Annotated in this window: 6 protein-coding genes and 4 pseudogenes; 2 read left to right on the top strand and 8 right to left on the bottom strand. The window is 59.6% G+C overall.

The window, feature by feature from the left end; all coding sequences use genetic code 11:
• Positions 1–195: 195 nt before the first annotated feature.
• Positions 196–1,557: a lysine N(6)-hydroxylase/L-ornithine N(5)-oxygenase family protein gene (locus BPNPMPFG_RS40520; RefSeq protein WP_413776934.1), complete on the top strand. Its 1,362-nt coding sequence runs from the start codon at positions 196–198 to the stop codon at positions 1,555–1,557.
• A 146-nt stretch (positions 1,558–1,703) separates the two neighbouring features.
• Here the strand turns inward: BPNPMPFG_RS40520 and BPNPMPFG_RS40515 are convergent.
• From BPNPMPFG_RS40515 to BPNPMPFG_RS40505, 3 genes and pseudogenes are all read right to left on the bottom strand, one after another.
• Positions 1,704–2,530, bottom strand: a pseudogene (locus BPNPMPFG_RS40515) (DPP IV N-terminal domain-containing protein); the annotation flags it as partial.
• Positions 2,531–2,662: 132 nt separating this feature from the next.
• Positions 2,663–3,358, bottom strand: a complete 696-nt coding sequence (locus BPNPMPFG_RS40510; RefSeq protein ID WP_258599134.1) for an OmpW/AlkL family protein — start codon at positions 3,356–3,358, stop codon at positions 2,663–2,665.
• Positions 3,359–3,540: 182 nt separating this feature from the next.
• Positions 3,541–5,636: pseudogene (locus BPNPMPFG_RS40505) on the bottom strand (prolyl oligopeptidase family serine peptidase).
• Between the two features lie 582 nt (positions 5,637–6,218).
• Here BPNPMPFG_RS40505 and BPNPMPFG_RS40500 point away from each other — a divergent pair.
• Positions 6,219–6,395: pseudogene (locus BPNPMPFG_RS40500) on the top strand (conjugal transfer protein TraH); the annotation flags it as partial.
• Between the two features lie 662 nt (positions 6,396–7,057).
• Here the strand turns inward: BPNPMPFG_RS40500 and BPNPMPFG_RS40495 are convergent.
• From BPNPMPFG_RS40495 to BPNPMPFG_RS40475, 5 genes and pseudogenes are all read right to left on the bottom strand, one after another.
• Positions 7,058–8,047, bottom strand: a pseudogene (locus tag BPNPMPFG_RS40495) (adenosine kinase); the annotation flags it as partial.
• Positions 8,048–8,152: 105 nt separating this feature from the next.
• Positions 8,153–9,328 carry a methionine adenosyltransferase gene (metK, locus tag BPNPMPFG_RS40490; RefSeq protein WP_258598552.1) on the bottom strand — a complete coding sequence of 392 codons (1,176 nt, stop codon included), beginning with the start codon at positions 9,326–9,328 and terminating at the stop codon, positions 8,153–8,155.
• Positions 9,329–9,383: 55 nt separating this feature from the next.
• Positions 9,384–10,721: a serine hydroxymethyltransferase gene (gene glyA / locus BPNPMPFG_RS40485; RefSeq protein WP_258599132.1), complete on the bottom strand. Its 1,338-nt coding sequence runs from the start codon at positions 10,719–10,721 to the stop codon at positions 9,384–9,386.
• 1,149 nt (positions 10,722–11,870) lie between these two features.
• On the bottom strand, positions 11,871–14,012 hold the full coding sequence (locus tag BPNPMPFG_RS40480) for a peptidase domain-containing ABC transporter (RefSeq protein ID WP_183465878.1): 2,142 nt from the start codon (positions 14,010–14,012) through the stop codon (positions 11,871–11,873).
• 29 nt (positions 14,013–14,041) lie between these two features.
• Positions 14,042–15,127, bottom strand: coding sequence for an HlyD family secretion protein (locus BPNPMPFG_RS40475; protein WP_258598551.1), 1,086 nt, complete (start codon positions 15,125–15,127; stop codon positions 14,042–14,044).
• Positions 15,128–16,824 lie beyond the last annotated feature (1,697 nt).

Genomic DNA, 16,824 nt, shown 5'->3' with positions numbered 1-16,824 from the left:
CATGTCGCTGACGGCGACGTGGCGGACATACGACAATCCGCCCAATCGCCACATGTCGCCGGCATGAGTTGTTGATCTTATCACTGGGCGGGATCCACGGGCTTCACACCCGACAACACGAACGCGAGGACAAACTGCTGCAAATCCAGCGGCACCAAGGTCGAGAATCACTGCTGGAGGGTAAGCCCAACAGCTATGGCCGATACTTGCCGCGAACATCCCTTACTGGGAAACGCTATAGGAGCAAGACAAGTGGAGCACTCTTGCATTGGGGTCGGTGCTGGCCCGTCTAATTTGAGCCTTGCGTGTCAGTTACACGAGGAAATCGGGCAAGGGGCACTGTTCCTGGATCGGCAAGTCGACTTCCGCTGGCATCCAGGCAGCGCATTCGATTCCTCGGAGCTCCAGGTCAGCCACTTCAAGGATCTGGTCACGCTGGTGAATCCGCGATCGGCCTACACTTTCGTAAACTACCTGCACGAGAACGGGCGTCTGTACCACTTCCTGAACGCACAGTTCGAGGCCGTGCTCAGAGCTGAGTTCGAGCAGTACCTGAACTGGGCTTTCCAAAAAAATCCGCTTGTCCGCGGCGGAGAGACGGTGCGCGAAATCCGCTTTGACGGCGAGTTTCAGGTGCGGACGGACGACGCGGTTCTTGGCGCCAGAAACGTGGTGGTCGGCATTGGCAAGCAGGCGCAAATTCCGCCTCAGTTTCAGGGCTGGACTGGGGCCAACCTGTTCCACTCATCTGATGTACTGCACATCCATCCAGAAGTGCGGAAAAAGGATGTCTGCGTGGTTGGCGGGGGACAGTCGGGAGCCGAGGTGCTGTTGCATCTTGTCAGCCGGCCGAACGAACAGCGGCCTGCCTCGATCACTTGGGTCTCACAGCGCGAAAACTACCTGCCCATCGACAACAGCCCGTTCACAAACGAGTTGTTCATGCCCTGCTTTTCGGATCGTTTCGCGGCGATGAGCGAGTCGCAGCGCAAGCTCTTCCTTCGGCGTTTTGTGCTTGCCTCGGACGGCATTTCGGAAAGCACGCTGCGCGCTGTGTATCAGGCGCTGTACCGCCACGAATTTCTCGAGCCAAACCAATGCGACATCGCACTGTGGCCGGGTTGCAACGTCTCGCGCTGCATCAACGCCGGCGCGGGTCACAGGCTGACCCTGCAGCGCGGCAATGACGATATCGAAGAAGTCACGGCCGACATCGTCATCCTGGCCACCGGTTACGAGAACGCGGTGCCAGGCTTCTTGGAACCGATCGCGGACCGGCTGGAACAGATCGACAAAGAGATGGTTATTGGCGAGGACTTTTCGGTGTCCTGGGACGGACCGCGTGACAGACGCATCTTCGTACAGAACGCGAACCTCGGGCAGCGCGGGCTGGCCGATCCGAATCTTAGGCTGCTGGCCTGGCGCGCACGTCGCATCCTCAACAGCCTTCTTGGGCGCTCGCCATACGCGAACCCCGAGCATCCTGGATTCATCAGCCGTACCTCCCTCGAGAGCTTGTGCGACACCGCAGGCGAAGAAATGGGCAGCGGGATATGACGCGTCGACTCTTGATCATTGGCGGTGGCATCCAAGGAATGATGTCCGCCGCCGTTGCGGCCAAGGCCGGCGCCTGCTCAAAAATGACCGTGACGGAACGAGGCCTTGGACCCATCGGCGCATCGCACTGTTCCGGGAGGGTGTATTTCTCGCGGGTTCAACCCGCTCGCCTCGAACCGGATCTGGCGCTTGACCGAATCGACATGGTTTACCCCCCGGACCACGTACTCACCTCGGGTGATCTGGCTCTTGAGCGCGCCCGTCCGTCCGGCGAACAGGTACAGGTGCTCGTGCCCGTCGCGCTCGGACACCCAGATGATCTCCTTCCCGTCATCGACATCGTGACGAAAGGTTTTTCCGGTACCTTCCTGATCCCGCCGCCAGCGGCCGGTAATCGACGGAGGTCTCACTGGTTTCATCGATCAGGCAGCGCGCGCGGCAGTGGCGGCGTCTACCTCGACGAGCCTATAGAGCTGATGCCCGCGCTGGTTATATTCGAAAGTGAAGCTGCGGCCCGTCCTCCCACCATTGGAGAGAGGAAAGTTCGAAGGGATTCGAGAACAGGGCGTTGTCAATCGCGACCTGGCGCCGGCTGGCAATGTCGAACAGGTCCGGCTGGGGCAGCGGAAGGACATGCCCGGCTTGGGATAGACCATCGTTGAATATTCGCGCTGCAACTGGTCCGTCGACGAATTGAGGTAGGGGATCTCCCGCTTGTAGCCGGGGCGAACGCGGTAAGCCGCGAGGTGGCGCGAGTCCGGCGACCAGCTCAGTGTCGAAAAGACGTAGTAATTGCCCTCGGATCCGTCCCGGCTCAGCGCAACATCCTGCAATCGATAGAGGCGATCCATTTGCCGTCGGGCGAGACGCTCCTCTGGTCGGGGTTATTCTCAGCCGGTGGCGTGTAGTCATGGCTGAGCTGCGTGTCCGGGGCCTCCACATCCCACGTTGTGCTGGTGCAGGCATAGGTCGCATATCCGACAGCTCGGACAACCTGGGTTGACGGCTGGTTGACAAAAGTGGACCGGCGGGCCGACGGCAAAAGGGCGCACGAGGCGCCCTTAATGTCAGATCGGCTGTCGGAGAGCCACCTTCGCCTTCCGTATCAGAAGCGGTAAGTGACACCTGCGCCTATCAACAATGGATCGAGCTCGGCCTTGCCCGTCAGTTTCGCCCCGGCCACGGTGACGTCGAAGTCTGGCTTCAGGAAAAGCTTCTTCACGTCGAAGTTGACGCCCCAGTGCTGATCCACCATGTAGTCGAACCCGACCTGCAGCGCGGTGCCGAACGTGTTCTTGACCTTGAGAGCATCGGCGCTGCCGGCATCCTGGTTATAGAAGATCGTGTAGTTCACGCCGGCACCGACATAGGGCTTGAAAGCGCCGAAATCGGTAAAATGATACTGCAATGTGAGCGTGGGCGGCAGCAGCCGAACCTTGCCGATGTTGCCCAGCCCGCTGATCGTTCCTTGGCCCGCGATGTCGGCATAGGTGGTGCCGAGGATAAGCTCGGCGGCGATGTTGTCCGTGAAGAAATAGGTGATATCGAGTTCCGGGATCACGGTGTCCGAATAGGAAAGACCGGAGCCGGGCACCGCATTGACGTAGCCCGAATCTTTAGTGATGACCCCCAACCCACGCAGGCGGATCTGCCAAGGGCTTGGCGCTTCCGTGACCAAGACCCCTGCCTGCGGGACGCTCGCGGCTTGCACAAGGTCCGCCGCGACGGCCTGCTGTCCCACCACGATGAAGACGACGGCCGCTGTTATTCCCCGCGCCACGCCCATTCGCTTTCTCGCCATGATATTCTCTCCTTTACCTTCAGAAATGATGAACTGCACTACTAAAGTCTCCTCGGATTAATTTATATTGACGGATTCTCAGGCTCATTTTGCATGAGACTGCGCCGACATTATTTGCGCGTTCCCGCAATCATCGACCTGTGCTCATTTTATTTGAAACGTTGCCTTTGCATGGGTTGCTCCTACCTATCGAAGCGATCGGCTTGCCAGCCGATCGCACTGCGAAGGAAATTGTTCCCCAGGGCAATGAATGCTGCCCGCTCCCGGTTGTCCTTGCCGTGGCTGTGCCCACCCGCGCTGGGCTCGTAAAAGTAAGCCGGATAGCCAAGAGCCTGCAGCTTTGCGGCCATCTTACGCGCGTGGCCCGGGTGGACGCGGTCGTCCCGCTTCGTGGTGGCGAGCAGGATAGGCGGATAGGGCTGTCCCGGCGTCGCGGCGTGATAGGCGGAGATTTCCTTGAGGAAAGTCCAATCGTCCGGCTTGTCGGGATCGCCATATTCGTCAATCCAGCTCGCGCCCGCCAAAAGCTTGGTGTAGCGGCGCATGTCGACAAGCGGGATTGTGCAGAACAGCGCGCCGAAACGCTCAGGATAGCGGGTTAGCATATTGGCGATCAGGAGGCCGCCATTTGAGCCGCCCTCGGCGGCAATCAGCCTCGGCTGCGTAATGCCCCTTCGCACGAGGTCGGCGGCAACGGCGGCGAAATCGTCATGGGCGAGACGCTTGCCCTCTCTGCGTCCCGCCTCGTGCCAACGGGTGCCGAACTCGCCGCCTCCCCGAATGTTCGCCACCACCCACGTGCCGCCGCGTTCGAGCCACAGCTTGCCGATCGAGGAGTTGTAGTAGGGCAGGAGCGATATGCCGAACCCGCCGTAGGCGGTGAGGTGAACCGGGGCATCCCCGTTCCCGTTCGCCGGACCGACCTGCGTATAGGGGACCATCTCACCATCGATCGAGACTGCCTCGTGGCGCGTGACCACGAGCCCGGATGCGTCGAAATTTTCCGGGTTGCGCTTCAGGATTACTGAAGCGCTGAGAGGCGGCGCGGTATTGAGGTCAAATAGGAGAAGCTGCGGCGGCGTGATCGGATCCTGAGCCCAAACCAGGACCTCTCCATTGGTCTCGTGAAGTTGCGCATCGAGTGACCAAAGGTGAACAGTCCCGTGGCCGGGCACGGTGTCCACGGCTCGGCGCGTGCATTCCTGCCGGCGTGGAGTGAACGTCTCGAAACGCGGAACGAGGTTCACCAGGTAGGAGATGATGAGCTCCCCGTTGTTCCAGAAAAATGACTGCAGGGAGCGCCTCTCGCCTGGCTCAAACAGGGTGACAAAGCCGCGCTCGCCGGCCATGAAAGAGGAAAGCGAGATGCCGATCAGCGCGTCGGCGGCATAGGTAGTCCCTCCAACCGTCCAGGGATTGCGCGGCTTTGCCGCCAGCCAGTCATCGAAGCCATTCCACCAGGCGTCCCGAGGAAGGTCGATCTCAACCTTCGGCCCGCTTCTATCGCCAATGCGGACTATCTTCTCGAAGTAGGCCGGCTTTTCGATAAACCAAAGGCGCTCGCTATCGGCGGTGCGGTCCAGATGGCCAGACACGCCGAGGGTTTCGGAAACGGTCTCGAAGATTACCGGCGCGGTGAGCGGATCCGCGCCACGCTTCCACAGCCGGACGGTGCGCGCGTAGCCGGAGCGGGTGGCCATGCCATCACCAAGCGCACTGGAAAGCAGAAGCGTGTCAGGGTCGAGCCAATCAATGCCGCCCTTGGCTTCCGGGAGATTGAAACCGTCGGCGACTAAGCTCAGAGTCCCTAGATCGAATTCGCGATGCACGACCGCATCGCTGCCGCCGCGCGACAGGCGCAGAACCGCTTTTTCCCGTCTCTCCGGCTCGATCGACGCGCCGCCCCAGATCCAGTCTTCTCCGTCACTAACGGCGAGGGCGTCCAGATCGAGCAGTACTTCCCATTGGGGATCCGCCTTCATGTAGGCGGCAAGGGTGGTCCGGCGCCACAGTCCGTGCGGGTTACGGGCATCTTGCCAGAAATTGTAGAGGTACTGACCGCGGCGCGTGATCAGGGAATCTTGTCGGGACGGTCGAAAATCGCTGTCAGGGCCGCGCGGTCGCGCTCGAACTGCGTTCCACCGAAGTTCTCCAGGGTCCTTGCCGACTGGCTGGCGGTCCAGTCAAGTGCCGGTTCGCCTTCTATATCTTCAAGCCAAAGATAATAGGGATCATCGTCGGGAGCATTCAGAGTTGGACGGACATCGAATGCGGTCATGTCCGGACAACCCTAGGAATGAAAGCGCAAAGGCTTCCGTCGGCTCGGGAACGCTCAGTGTTCGCGGCGGCGACCGCATGTTCGAAAAGCGTGATCATGGTATGAGTTCTTCTCAGTCGGCGCGGCGCGGCAGTACGTTTGCGGATAGGACTGCATGTGTCGTGCCAACTAGGAAAATCGTTTCAGAACAATGCGATCACGCTGATAGCGTTGTGTCTCATGTCCGACATCGTCGGAAATCCGACAACGAGTGGGTAACGCCTGATCGGTCTCCTGCGCGAGCTCGTTGGGCATTGCGGAAGACTCAAGCAGTAAGGCTCATCGTCAACTGCATTGCCCACGCCGTCATCCCCGCCGGCATGGCTGGTGGACCGCTGACACCGCCAGCGTACCATCCAGAACTCCAGCACGATCGCCTGGCGCGGCTCGTCGGCTGCCGCTCCTGTCTCAAACCTTGATTATGAGCTACCTATGCTCTGCGCTGCCCTATTCAGCCGCACGGCGATCCAGGTTTGGCGCCGGAGATCGTCGCGAGTTCATTGAGCCCGATCCGCTTGCCATTACCTTTGATCCGGCAATCGGGTCATGCTGGTTCCCCCCGGACAACCACACCTTGATCAAGCCATCGCTTTGTCCGGGCAGTATATCGGCACGGCCGTCATGCGCGTCCCTGCCACGCGGTATTCGGATGGGGTAGGTGCTTCCTTGGAGCTGAAGCCCGACCTGGCGGACGCCTGCGCCAACATCCGTATGGCCTAGAGCTTTCGGCAAGGCTACGGCATCAACACAGATGGTACGGCAATACTATCGATGAGGCCTCGACGGGAAAAGACGGCGGAGGGAGCAACGAGACGATGATAGGCAGCCGTTGCGGTCGACATGCGCGGCGAATTCTTGAAGGGGGCGCCGAGATCTGTCTCGTACGATCCGCTTATGAGGGAGTCATGCGCAGCACTTGCCCATTTGAGACCCGCGGCCGAGAAGGCGCAAAGGGCTAAGGCGGGCTAGCTGAAGGGCGTAGCGCCGAGACGCAGCTATCTCGCGAACTGCCATGTGTCGGTCCTAACTATTCAAAAAGGAAGAACAGGTCGACCGCGAGGGATCGGTGCGCGATTTCTGCGGGTGTTTTAAACCACCCGGCCAGAATCTGGCACGGCGGTGCCAAAGGAGAACTGAAGGACGGCTCCGGCGCCAAGGTTTCGCTTTGCCAAGCAGCAACTCTCTGCCTAAATCCGATTGAGACGAGGCTTGGCTCTGCCGCCGCGAAGACAAGATGGAACCCAGATATTATCCCTCTGCTGATCTGGACGCAGACGGAAAGCCGCCGCCTATCGGGGATCGTGGGGTTTTCAATTTACCAGCGGTCCCTGGACAGCCTTCTCAACGGGCAGGCGAGAGCCAGCGGTTGGAACGTGCGGATGGACGAGTCCGGCCTGCTCAGCCTCGTGGCGCAAATTCTGCCGAGGCCTTGGGCCGATCTGCTGGATCACCAATCCGGCCGCCAGTGAGCCAAGATCGCCGCAGCTCTTGAGGTCGCGGCCTTGCGTGTAGCCATGCAGGAAACCGGCAGCGTAGAGATCGCCGGCGCCCGTCGTGTCGACCAGTTCCTTGATCGCGGTCGCCTGGATGACCACGGTCTCGTCGCCACGCACGATGACCGAGCCTTTTTCCGAGCGGGTGACGGCGGCTATTCTGCAGTCCTTGCGGATCTGCGCCAGCGCCTCGTCGAAGGAGGTTGTCTGGTAGAGCGATTTGATCTCGTGGCTGTTGGCAAAGACGATGTCGACGGTACCCGAGCGCATCAGGTCGAGGAACTCGTCACGGTAGCGATCGACGCAGAACGAATCCGACAAGGTCATCGACACTTCGCGCCCGGCAGCATGCGCCAGCCTGGCCGTCTGCCGGATCGCTTCCTTGGCGCGCGGCGGGTCCCACAGATAGCCTTCGAAATAGGTAACCTTGGCGCCCGACGCCTTGTCGGCCTCGACATCCTCCGGCCCGAGCTCGACGCAGGCGCCGAGATAGGTGTTCATCGAACGCTCGCCGTCCGGGGTGACGAAGATCATCGAGCGCGCCGTCGGCGGCAGGCCCTTGAGCGGCCTGGTGTCGAAGGCGACGCCTTGCGCATGGATGTCGTGGGCGTAGATTTCGCCGAGCGGATCGTTCGACACCTTGCCGAAGAAGGCTGCGCGACCGCCGAAGCTGGCGACGCCGGCCGCCGTGTTGCCGGCGCTGCCGCCGGACGCCTCGATCGCTGGGCCCATGCGGCTGTAGAGCAATTCGGCGCGCTGGGTATCGATGAGGTTCATCGCGCCCTTGATGATGCCATTGGTCTCGAGGAATTCCTCGTCGCACTGGGCGATGATGTCGACAATGGCATTGCCGATGCAAAGCACGTCATAATCCGGCATCAAAGTCTCCGCTCAACGGTCCGCTAGCCTTCTGCCATCCCGGGGGGCGCGGGTCTCGGGAGTTGGAATGGGTTGCCGCATGTAGCTGGATCCAACATCGGCGCCTCACGCAGCTGCCGGTCCTGCCTCACGCAGCAAGTCGTCAGCTCTGTCCGTCTTCTCCCATGTGAACTCAGGGTCTTCACGGCCGAAGTGTCCGTATGTCGCGGTCTTGCGGTAAATCGGGCGCAAGAGATCAAGCATCTTGATGATGCCTTTCGGTCGGAGATCGAAAAGGTCGAGAATAAGGCGCTCGATCTTTTTTTCCTCGATCTTTGCGGTCCCGAAAGTGTTGACGAGGATAGACACCGGGGCAGCCACGCCGATTGCGTAGGCAAGCTGAACCTCGCAGACCTCCGCAAGGCCGCTGGCAACGACATTTTTTGCGACGTACCGCGCGGCATAGGCGGCCGAGCGGTCAACCTTGGACGGGTCCTTGCCCGAAAAGGCGCCGCCGCCGTGACGACCCATCCCACCGTAGGAATCGACGATGATCTTGCGTCCGGTGAGCCCGCAGTCGCCGCGTGGCCCACCGACCACGAACCGGCCGGTTGGATTGACCAGGAACCTGATCCCCGTCGTGTCCAAGTTGGGAGGCAGGACCGGCTTTATGATCTCCTCGATGACGCCTTCGCGGACTGTTTCTTGTGAGACTTCCTCCGCATGCTGCGTCGACAGGACTATGGTATCCAGCGCCACCGGGCGCAAACCTTCATAGCGGACGGACACTTGAGATTTTACGTCCGGGCGCAGCCAGCCAAGCTGTCCCGCCTTCCGCACCTCCGCCTGCCTTTTCGTCAGACTGTGGGCGAGTTGGATCGGCAAAGGCATAAGTGTATCGGTCTCGCTGCATGCGAAGCCAAACATGAGGCCCTGGTCCCCCGCTCCCTGGTCGAGATCCTGGCCTCGTCCCTCGTCAACGCCCTGGCTAATGTCGGGCGACTGCTCGGTGAGAGCCAGAACGACGGCGCAACGGCGACCATCAAAGCCGATGGCATCGTCATCGTATCCAATATCGAGTATCGTGTCGCGGGCAACTTGGCTGTAATCGACCTGCGCATCGCTAGTGATCTCGCCAGCCAGAACGACCATCCCTGTTTTCACCAACGCTTCGCACGCGACGCGCGCCTTCGGATCGGTGCGGAGGATCGCATCCAGGATGGCATCCGAGATGTTGTCGGCCATCTTATCCGGGTGTCCCGCGCCGACGGATTCGGAAGAGAATACGAACTGCCTAGTCATTGAATGTCCTCGCTTCAGATGTTGGAGTTAGGTGGCAACCTTCGATTTGCCCGCCTTACCTGTCGGTGATGCCAGGGACCTCGAACGCAGCGCAGAAGTCGGCGACCTCTCTCCGCACGCAGGCATGGACATCCGGATCATTGGGCTGGCGGCAGACCAGGTCGATGAAGGCGGCAATCTGCACCATTTCCGCCTCGCGCATGCCCATGGACGTCACTGCTGGCGACCCCAGGCGAATTCCGCTTGTGACCGCCGGATGGCGCGGGTCGCCCGGCACCATGTTAAAATTCGTAATGATGCCTGCCTTTGCCAATCGCTCCGCATAGGCTTTGCCTGACAGTGGTCGATCGCGCATATCCAGGATCAGCATGTGATTGTCAGTCCCCCCGGTGACCAGGTCATACCCTCGCTTCAGAAGCGCCTGGGCCAGCGCCTTGGCATTCTTGACGATCTGCTGACCATAGACACGGAAGGACGGGTTCGCGGCTTCCTGCAAAGTGACAGCTAGAGCGGCGATGATATTCATATGCGGTCCGCCCTGCAGGAGAGGGAACACCACACGGTCTATACGTTTGGCGAGATTGTGTTTGCTTTTCGGATGATAGAGCGCCTGGTAGCGATCTTCATTCCTTGACAAAATGAAGCCCCCGCGGGGACCGCGGATTGACTTGTGAGACGTGCTGCTGACGACGTCGCAATGGCCGACGGGGTTCGGGTGCGCTCCTGCGACAATCAGGCCACTGATGTGTGCGATGTCGGCCACCAGATAGGAGTTCACCTCCGAAGCGATTTCGGCCATTGCCGCATAGTCAAAAACACGCGGATAAGCCGTTCCGCCGACCCAAATGAGTTTCGGCCGTTCCCGCTTGGCCGTCTCGCGCAAGCGGTGATAGTCAATCTGCTGCGTCTTTTCGTGCAGCCCATAGGGGACGCGTTTGTAATCAGCGCCGGAGAAGTTGACGGCCCATCCATGTGTCAGATGACCCCCACCGGGGAGAGACAAGCCCATCACCTTGTCTCCCGGGCTCAAAAGCGCGCGATAGACAGCCTGATTGGCCGGCGAGCCGGAATAAGGCTGGACGTTGGCGTGTTCGCTGCCAAATAGTGTTTTCAAGCGCTCAATGGCGAGGTTCTCAAGCTCATCGACGATCTCGTTTCCCGCGTAGTAGCGCGCACCGGGGTATCCCTCGGCGTACTTGTTCGTGAAAATCGAGCCGGTCGCTTCCAGCACGGCCGAAGAGGCGAAGTTCTCAGAAGCGATCAGTTTGAGCGTCGTGCGCTCCTGCCGCTCCTGTCTTATAAGCAGTTCGTGAACGCGGCAATCGACCGCGGCCAAGGGAGACCGTCCGTAGGTGTCGGGCTGCGCGATGGCGCCGTCGGCGGAGTTGTCCATGATAGTTTCGCGCTCCGCTTTTTTGGGTTGGTCTGTCTCGACGATTAAGCAGGAGGTCCCCTTCGCCCGAGCGTCTTGCATCGTCGCTTCGAGGCGTTGTAGGTCTCGTTTATGATGGCCATCGTTGGGGGGCAGGAGATCGACCAAGAATTGAACCAGCCCGCCGTCCTTGCCTCCTGCTTTCAGATAGTAGGACCGACGTTGATCGTCGCACCAAAGAAAATCGGCTCTGGCGAGCAGCCTAAGGTGTCGCAGAACGTGCTCGCGACGCAGACCCATAATCTCGGCCAGCTCGCAGACAGTTAGGTCTGCATGCGCGCAAAGGCCCAGGATTCGAAGGCGATCAAGATGCGCTGCCGTCCGCAGACGTCTGACCAGTGTCATCATCGGTCAGCACCAATCCGGGTAGCATAAGCAAACATTGCCACTCCATCTCCTTCAACCAGGATGAGATCTCTTCTTGGCATTCGCTCAATCGAAGACTAAATGCTGCGCGGCGGCCGGACATATGAAACAAGTCAGGGTTTTGCCGCCAGGGACTTGGATGTTGTGGCGAGCGTATCATTGCCGACAATTTTTTGCGCTAAGTCTCTGTGAATTTCGTTGAAGGATATATTTCAACCCCAGAAAATGGACATTGCGATATGCTGGTCAGGCAGTGAGGCCGGCGAACTGCTTGGCCAGGCAGGTATGCGGACTCAAACGTCTACCTCGTCTGTCGTTTTTGCACGACTGGATCAGTGTTTTTGGAAGCGCCGGCCGGTAAACCTTTCGACGCCGTCCTTAGCCCGGCCAGTAGGGGGCGCCGCGCTGTTTGCGAAACGTCCTGTCACGTTGAGGGAGTGTCTGTTGGGATTAGTGACAATGTGACACGATTTCGCCACAATTTAGCCGCGCCGATGCCCCAATGTTTGACGAGATACGCGGCGTTGCCTGAGACGGTTCGGTCCGGCACCGGCTCGTAGCCCCCCGCCCACGGGTCAGCGTCGGATCGAACCTCGGCTTTCCTGGAACATGTATCTGTGCATATCTTGAAGGCCCTCATCCGGGGCCGACCGAGCGGCCGCAGGCGTGACGGCTAGCGCCGCTAACTATTCGTCGAGACGGCGCGAAATGCAAGGCCGATGCGGCTCCAGGAGGAGAATGCGCTCAAGCTCGCCACAGGCGAGCGTAGGCGCCTTCAGCTGTCAGCAGATCAGCATGTGTTCCCTCCGCAACAACCCGCCCCTTGTCCAAGACCACGATCTTGTCGGCCCCACAGATGGTGCTGAGCCGATGAGAGATGACGATGATAGTCTTGCCGGCTCGACGCAGTTCTTCAACCAGCTTTAGCACAAACGCTTCTGCCAAAGAGTCGAGAGAGGAGGTCGCCTCGTCGAGGATGAGGATCTCCGGATCCCGGTACAGAGCCCGAGCCAACGCAAGACGCTGCCTTTCCCCGCCGGATAGGCGTAGGCCGTTCTCGCCCAGATTGGCGTGGAAGCCACCGGGCCAGCGCTCGATCGACTCCCGCAGCCCTATTTGATCGCAGATTCGAATGATTTTCTCGATGTCCGGCTCGAACTCGCCGAGGGCGATATTCTCGATCACCGAGCCCGAGAACACGTCGATCGATTGCGGCACCGCAGCGACAACCTTGCGCAGGGATACGGTCGAGAGGTCCTGGAGGGCAAAACGGCCTATCCGGATGTGTCCACCCTCGAGCTGGTAGACATTCTGCAGCAGCGCCGCAAGGGTGCTCTTGCCCGAGCCGCTTTCCCCCACCACCGCGGTCATTTCCCCCCGGCGGAAGGTGACGCTAAGATCCTGGAAAAGCTCGATCTGGCTACCATAGCGGAACGTGACCTTCTCCAGGTGGATGTCGCCAATGTCGGATTTGGTGGCATCGATGCCGCCGCCGCTTGCCGGCTCCAAGTCGAAGATGTCGAACAGGCGATCCGCCGCGATCAGTGCATCCTGAACGATCCGGTTGGTCTGGATCAGGCTGTCAACTGGCCGGGTGACATAGCCGAGCAGCGTATAACAGGACAGTAATTCACCGGGCGTAATGGATTGATCGAGGGTGAGCGACGTTCCGAACCACATCAGCACAATGGTGAATAGGGCAGCGAGGAAGGTCGAGGCACTGTCTCCGAAGATCGAAATGAGACCGGAACTGTAGACGGAGTGGAGCATCTTGATGAAGCGGGCCTCCACCTTTAAGCTGGCGAAGCTCTCTAGGCCGGACGTCTTGATCGTGGAGACAGTTCCGAGTGATTCCACCAGTTGCGCCTCCAGATCGGCGGCATTCTCCATAATGGCGCGCTGGCGCTTTCTATTCAGCCGGTTGATGATCCAATAGACCGAGAGGTACAACGGGATGGAGACCGCCACGACCAAGGCGATCTTCCAAGAATAGATGAACATCATCCCTAGCGAGGACAGGATCATTAGGGCGTCGACGAACATATTGATCGAGACGTCGTTCAGGAAGTTCCTGATCTTCACCGCGTCGTTCATGCGGGATATAATTTCGCCCAAGCGCATGCTGTCGAAAAAGTTCTGGGGAAGGCTTAGGATATGATTATAGTAGCCGAGGATTAACTGGACATCAATCTTCTGCCCGGTTTGCAAGACGAGCCGGTTTCTGAGGAGATTGATCAGGACCTGCACAACCAAGATCAGCAGCATGGCGACGCTCATCAGGTTGAGCAGGTTGCGGTTGCCAGCTGTAATCACATGATCGACGATCTTCTGGACGTAAATGGCCGTCGAGAGGCCGAGGATCGTCGTCACCAGCGCCCCGACAAGAGCCTGCGCCATCACCGCCCTGTGTGGCGCAAGCAGACGCGCGAAGCGAGCTAGGGGTGAGGTGGTCTCGTCGCGGGGCTTGAAGGCGTCTGCCGGAACCAGGAGCACCAGGACGCCAGTCCACTGGGTTTTGAATTCCTCGTGCGACAGCTTGCGGACTTCGCCATAGGCTGGGTCCATGACGGTGACCCACCTAGCGTCGACCGCCTGGATTACGACGAAGTGGTGCAGGACGTCCTTGACGATTACGTGGGCGATAGCGGGCTTGGGGATCTTGTATAGGCTGTCGAAGCCACCCTTCACCCCCTTGGCAATAAAGCCCAGCTTGCGGGCCGCTTCCATGAGGCCCAGCACAGTGGTGCCGGAGCGGTCGGTCGAGGCATACTGGCGGATCCGCGACAATGGCAGCTTGTGGCCATAGAAGGCCGCGACAGAGGCAAGGCTGGCGGCCCCGCAATCGGTGATGTCGCGCTGTTTGAAGTTGATGATCTTGCTCGACATCGGCTCGCTGACTGTTTGGAAAATGAGGATCAGTGGCCCGCCAGGAGCGGATTTAGCCAACCGTCGGCCTCATTGTAGAGGAGTTGCAGGAGAGTTCGCTCCCCCAGGAGGAAGCGGGCCGTCACGGTCATGCCTTTCTTCAGGTGACCGATGACCCCGTTCTCGAGCGCGAGACGGCTACGAAGGAGCGCGCAGCGGACCTTGAAGACCGGGCTCCGGTCATGGAGAGTGAAGTCCTGCGCGACGTCGAGCACTGTCGCGTCAATGACACCCCATTGATTGTAGTTGAAGGCATCCACTTGCAGACGAACCGACTGGCCCGGTCGCACAAAGCCGATATCGCTGGGGGAAACGTAGATTTCCGCCACCAGTTCGGCGTCCGGCGAGACCCAAGCCACGGTTTGCCCGGCCTGGACGTAGCTGCCGGGGGTGAGGCCTGAGAATTGCTCGAGAGAGCCTGATACGGGGGCTCGAATGCGGGTCAGATCCCGTTCGTTCTCGAGCTCATGCAAGGTGGCCGTGAGTTCGCTGAGGCGCAGCTTAACGTCTAAGAGCTGCTGGTTCCATTCGGCGGATTTGCGCCGGGCGAGAATATCACCCTGAACCTCAATTGTCTGGAGGGCGAAAGCCCTTTCCTCAACTGCCGTTTCGGGCGCTGCAGCAGCGGAGAACAGTCGCTTAGCGCGGTCGAGTTCCGCGGCGGCATTACGGCGGGCATATCGGTTCTCCCGCAGCAGGTTGAGGAAATGCGCCCGCTCGGCCGTAGCGGACTCGGTCAAGAGGTGGATCGGGTCCTTGGCTTGCGTGCCGGAGGAGATTAGGGTTTCGAGGTCACGGGCAAGATCGCTCTTTACGCGAATATCGCCTGTAAGCGCCCTGAGCTTTTCCTCAACCACCTCATCATCCAGGGCGAGGACCTCCTGCCGCTCGGCAACCAGATCGTTCTCAACGGCGAGGATGCGGGAGATGCGTCCGGAGACGGGCGCGACCAGGGGCGTCTTCTCGACGGTGGGGCGAATGATACCGGCACTTTGGACAGACACGGATATGGTGATGAGTGGCAGCGACACCAATGCCGCAACCACAGAGAGCACAACCACCTTGTAGATGACCAAAGCTCGCCCTGATCGCCGGGCGAGGATGCTCTCTGCGGTGTAGCAGGCTATTTCAGGCGGAAGTAAGATATTGTTCACGCATTGGCTAGTTATCGCCTAATTACTTATGATGCCTCATGGCGTCTGCAAGAAAAATACTCGCAGTGATTATTGCCCCCGAGAGTCCGGCAGCAACAGCGCCCAAAACTAGCCAAAAAAACCACCCTCCGGAGGTTGCAGATGCTTCTTCACGGGTTATCTCGGTCACACCATAAGCTGACATATCCGCCTTCATTGTTGTCTCCTTTCCTACAGCTCAAATAAAACGATAAATCCGTGATGCCGGTCGGCGGCGTGCGCCGCCGCAAAATGAGAACCTCAAGAGTCATGCCACTCGCGCGAAGCGCCTCAGAACAACCGTTCCGCATGTTTAAGCTTAACTGAGGTACGGCGGCACGCCGACCGAACATCACCTTGTTTGGAACGCGCCAACTATAGATTACGAAAGATCGTCCTGATCGTTGCAAGAGTATGCTTGCTGCGGTGGAGCTGTCTGTTTCAGAAAAAATGGAACTTCGGATATATACAGTATGAAGCGTATTTAAATTGTTCTATCCGTGTCTATCACGCACTGCCCCTTCGGCTATCGTGGCAGCTACAAACGCTAGGAACGTAACAGCTGCCCAAACTACTCCCCAGAATAGCCCTCCCGAAATTGCAGAGGCTTCTTCTGGAGATAATTCGGTCAAACCGTAAGCTGACATATCCGCCCTCATTGTTGTCTCCTTTCTAGAGCTCAAATAGGACGATGAATCCGTGATGCCGGTCCGCGGCAGGTGCCGCAGCACAATGAGAACCTCAAGAGTCATGCCAACCCGCGCAGGAAGCGCCTCAGAACAACCGTTCCGAATGTCTACTCAATGGCTTAACCGAGAGTGCGGCGGCATGCCGACTGAAACATCACCCTGTTTGGGACGCGACAAACCCGACAACACGGAGCGCGAGGTGCGAGAACGGCAACGAGTAAATTGTGCAATCGGGCGAGCCGCTGACGCTTGTGCTGAACCGCGCGGCCCGCGAAGTCAGTCTATCGTCCGGATGCTCGACCGCAGTCGCCCCCGCCCAGAGGGCCAAATCACCGCGGCCCTCATTGGCCTTCGACGGCCTTCGACTCGTCGACTTCTCGAAAGCGCCAGTTGTCAGAGCAATGTGGAAATTCATGGCAGGGTTGCAATTTGCGAGCCTTGATCAACCAGAGGGGCCATAAACAGTGTCGGCTGTGAGTCCTGCCGGAACGCACACGCCAGACAGTGACCCACGCAGGGCTGCCGGATACGCTCCCCCGGAGTGCGCCACCGAACCGGTGGATCTCGGTTCCGGCGGCGACAGGCGTGCCGATCTCGACGGCCGCCACCTCGTTGGCCTCAAGCCCCCCATCTGACCTGCTCCCACCACGTGACAAGCGCCCCCGCCATGGAAGAGATCGTCTCGACATCAGGTGCAGTTCCGGCATCCCGCTCGAGCACATGCGGTGCTCGCCTCAGCGCCATCGCTTCTCGCGTGCACGCCTCGTGAGGCTAGCAAAGGGATGGAATGTGCCCGACGGCTCGGCCGCAGCATGCAGGATCAGGAACGACCATGGCCGCCGCGCCCGCGATCGTGCCAGTGCACTCCGCTCGACTTCCCGGAGTGCAACGTCTCTGTTTCGAGAGCTTGCC

This window comes from Mesorhizobium sp. AR07 (assembly GCF_024746815.1).
In the GTDB taxonomy this organism is placed as follows: domain Bacteria; phylum Pseudomonadota; class Alphaproteobacteria; order Rhizobiales; family Rhizobiaceae; genus Mesorhizobium.
Note: the sequence above shows the minus strand (reverse complement) of the source record. Positions and strands in the feature narration are given on the sequence as shown.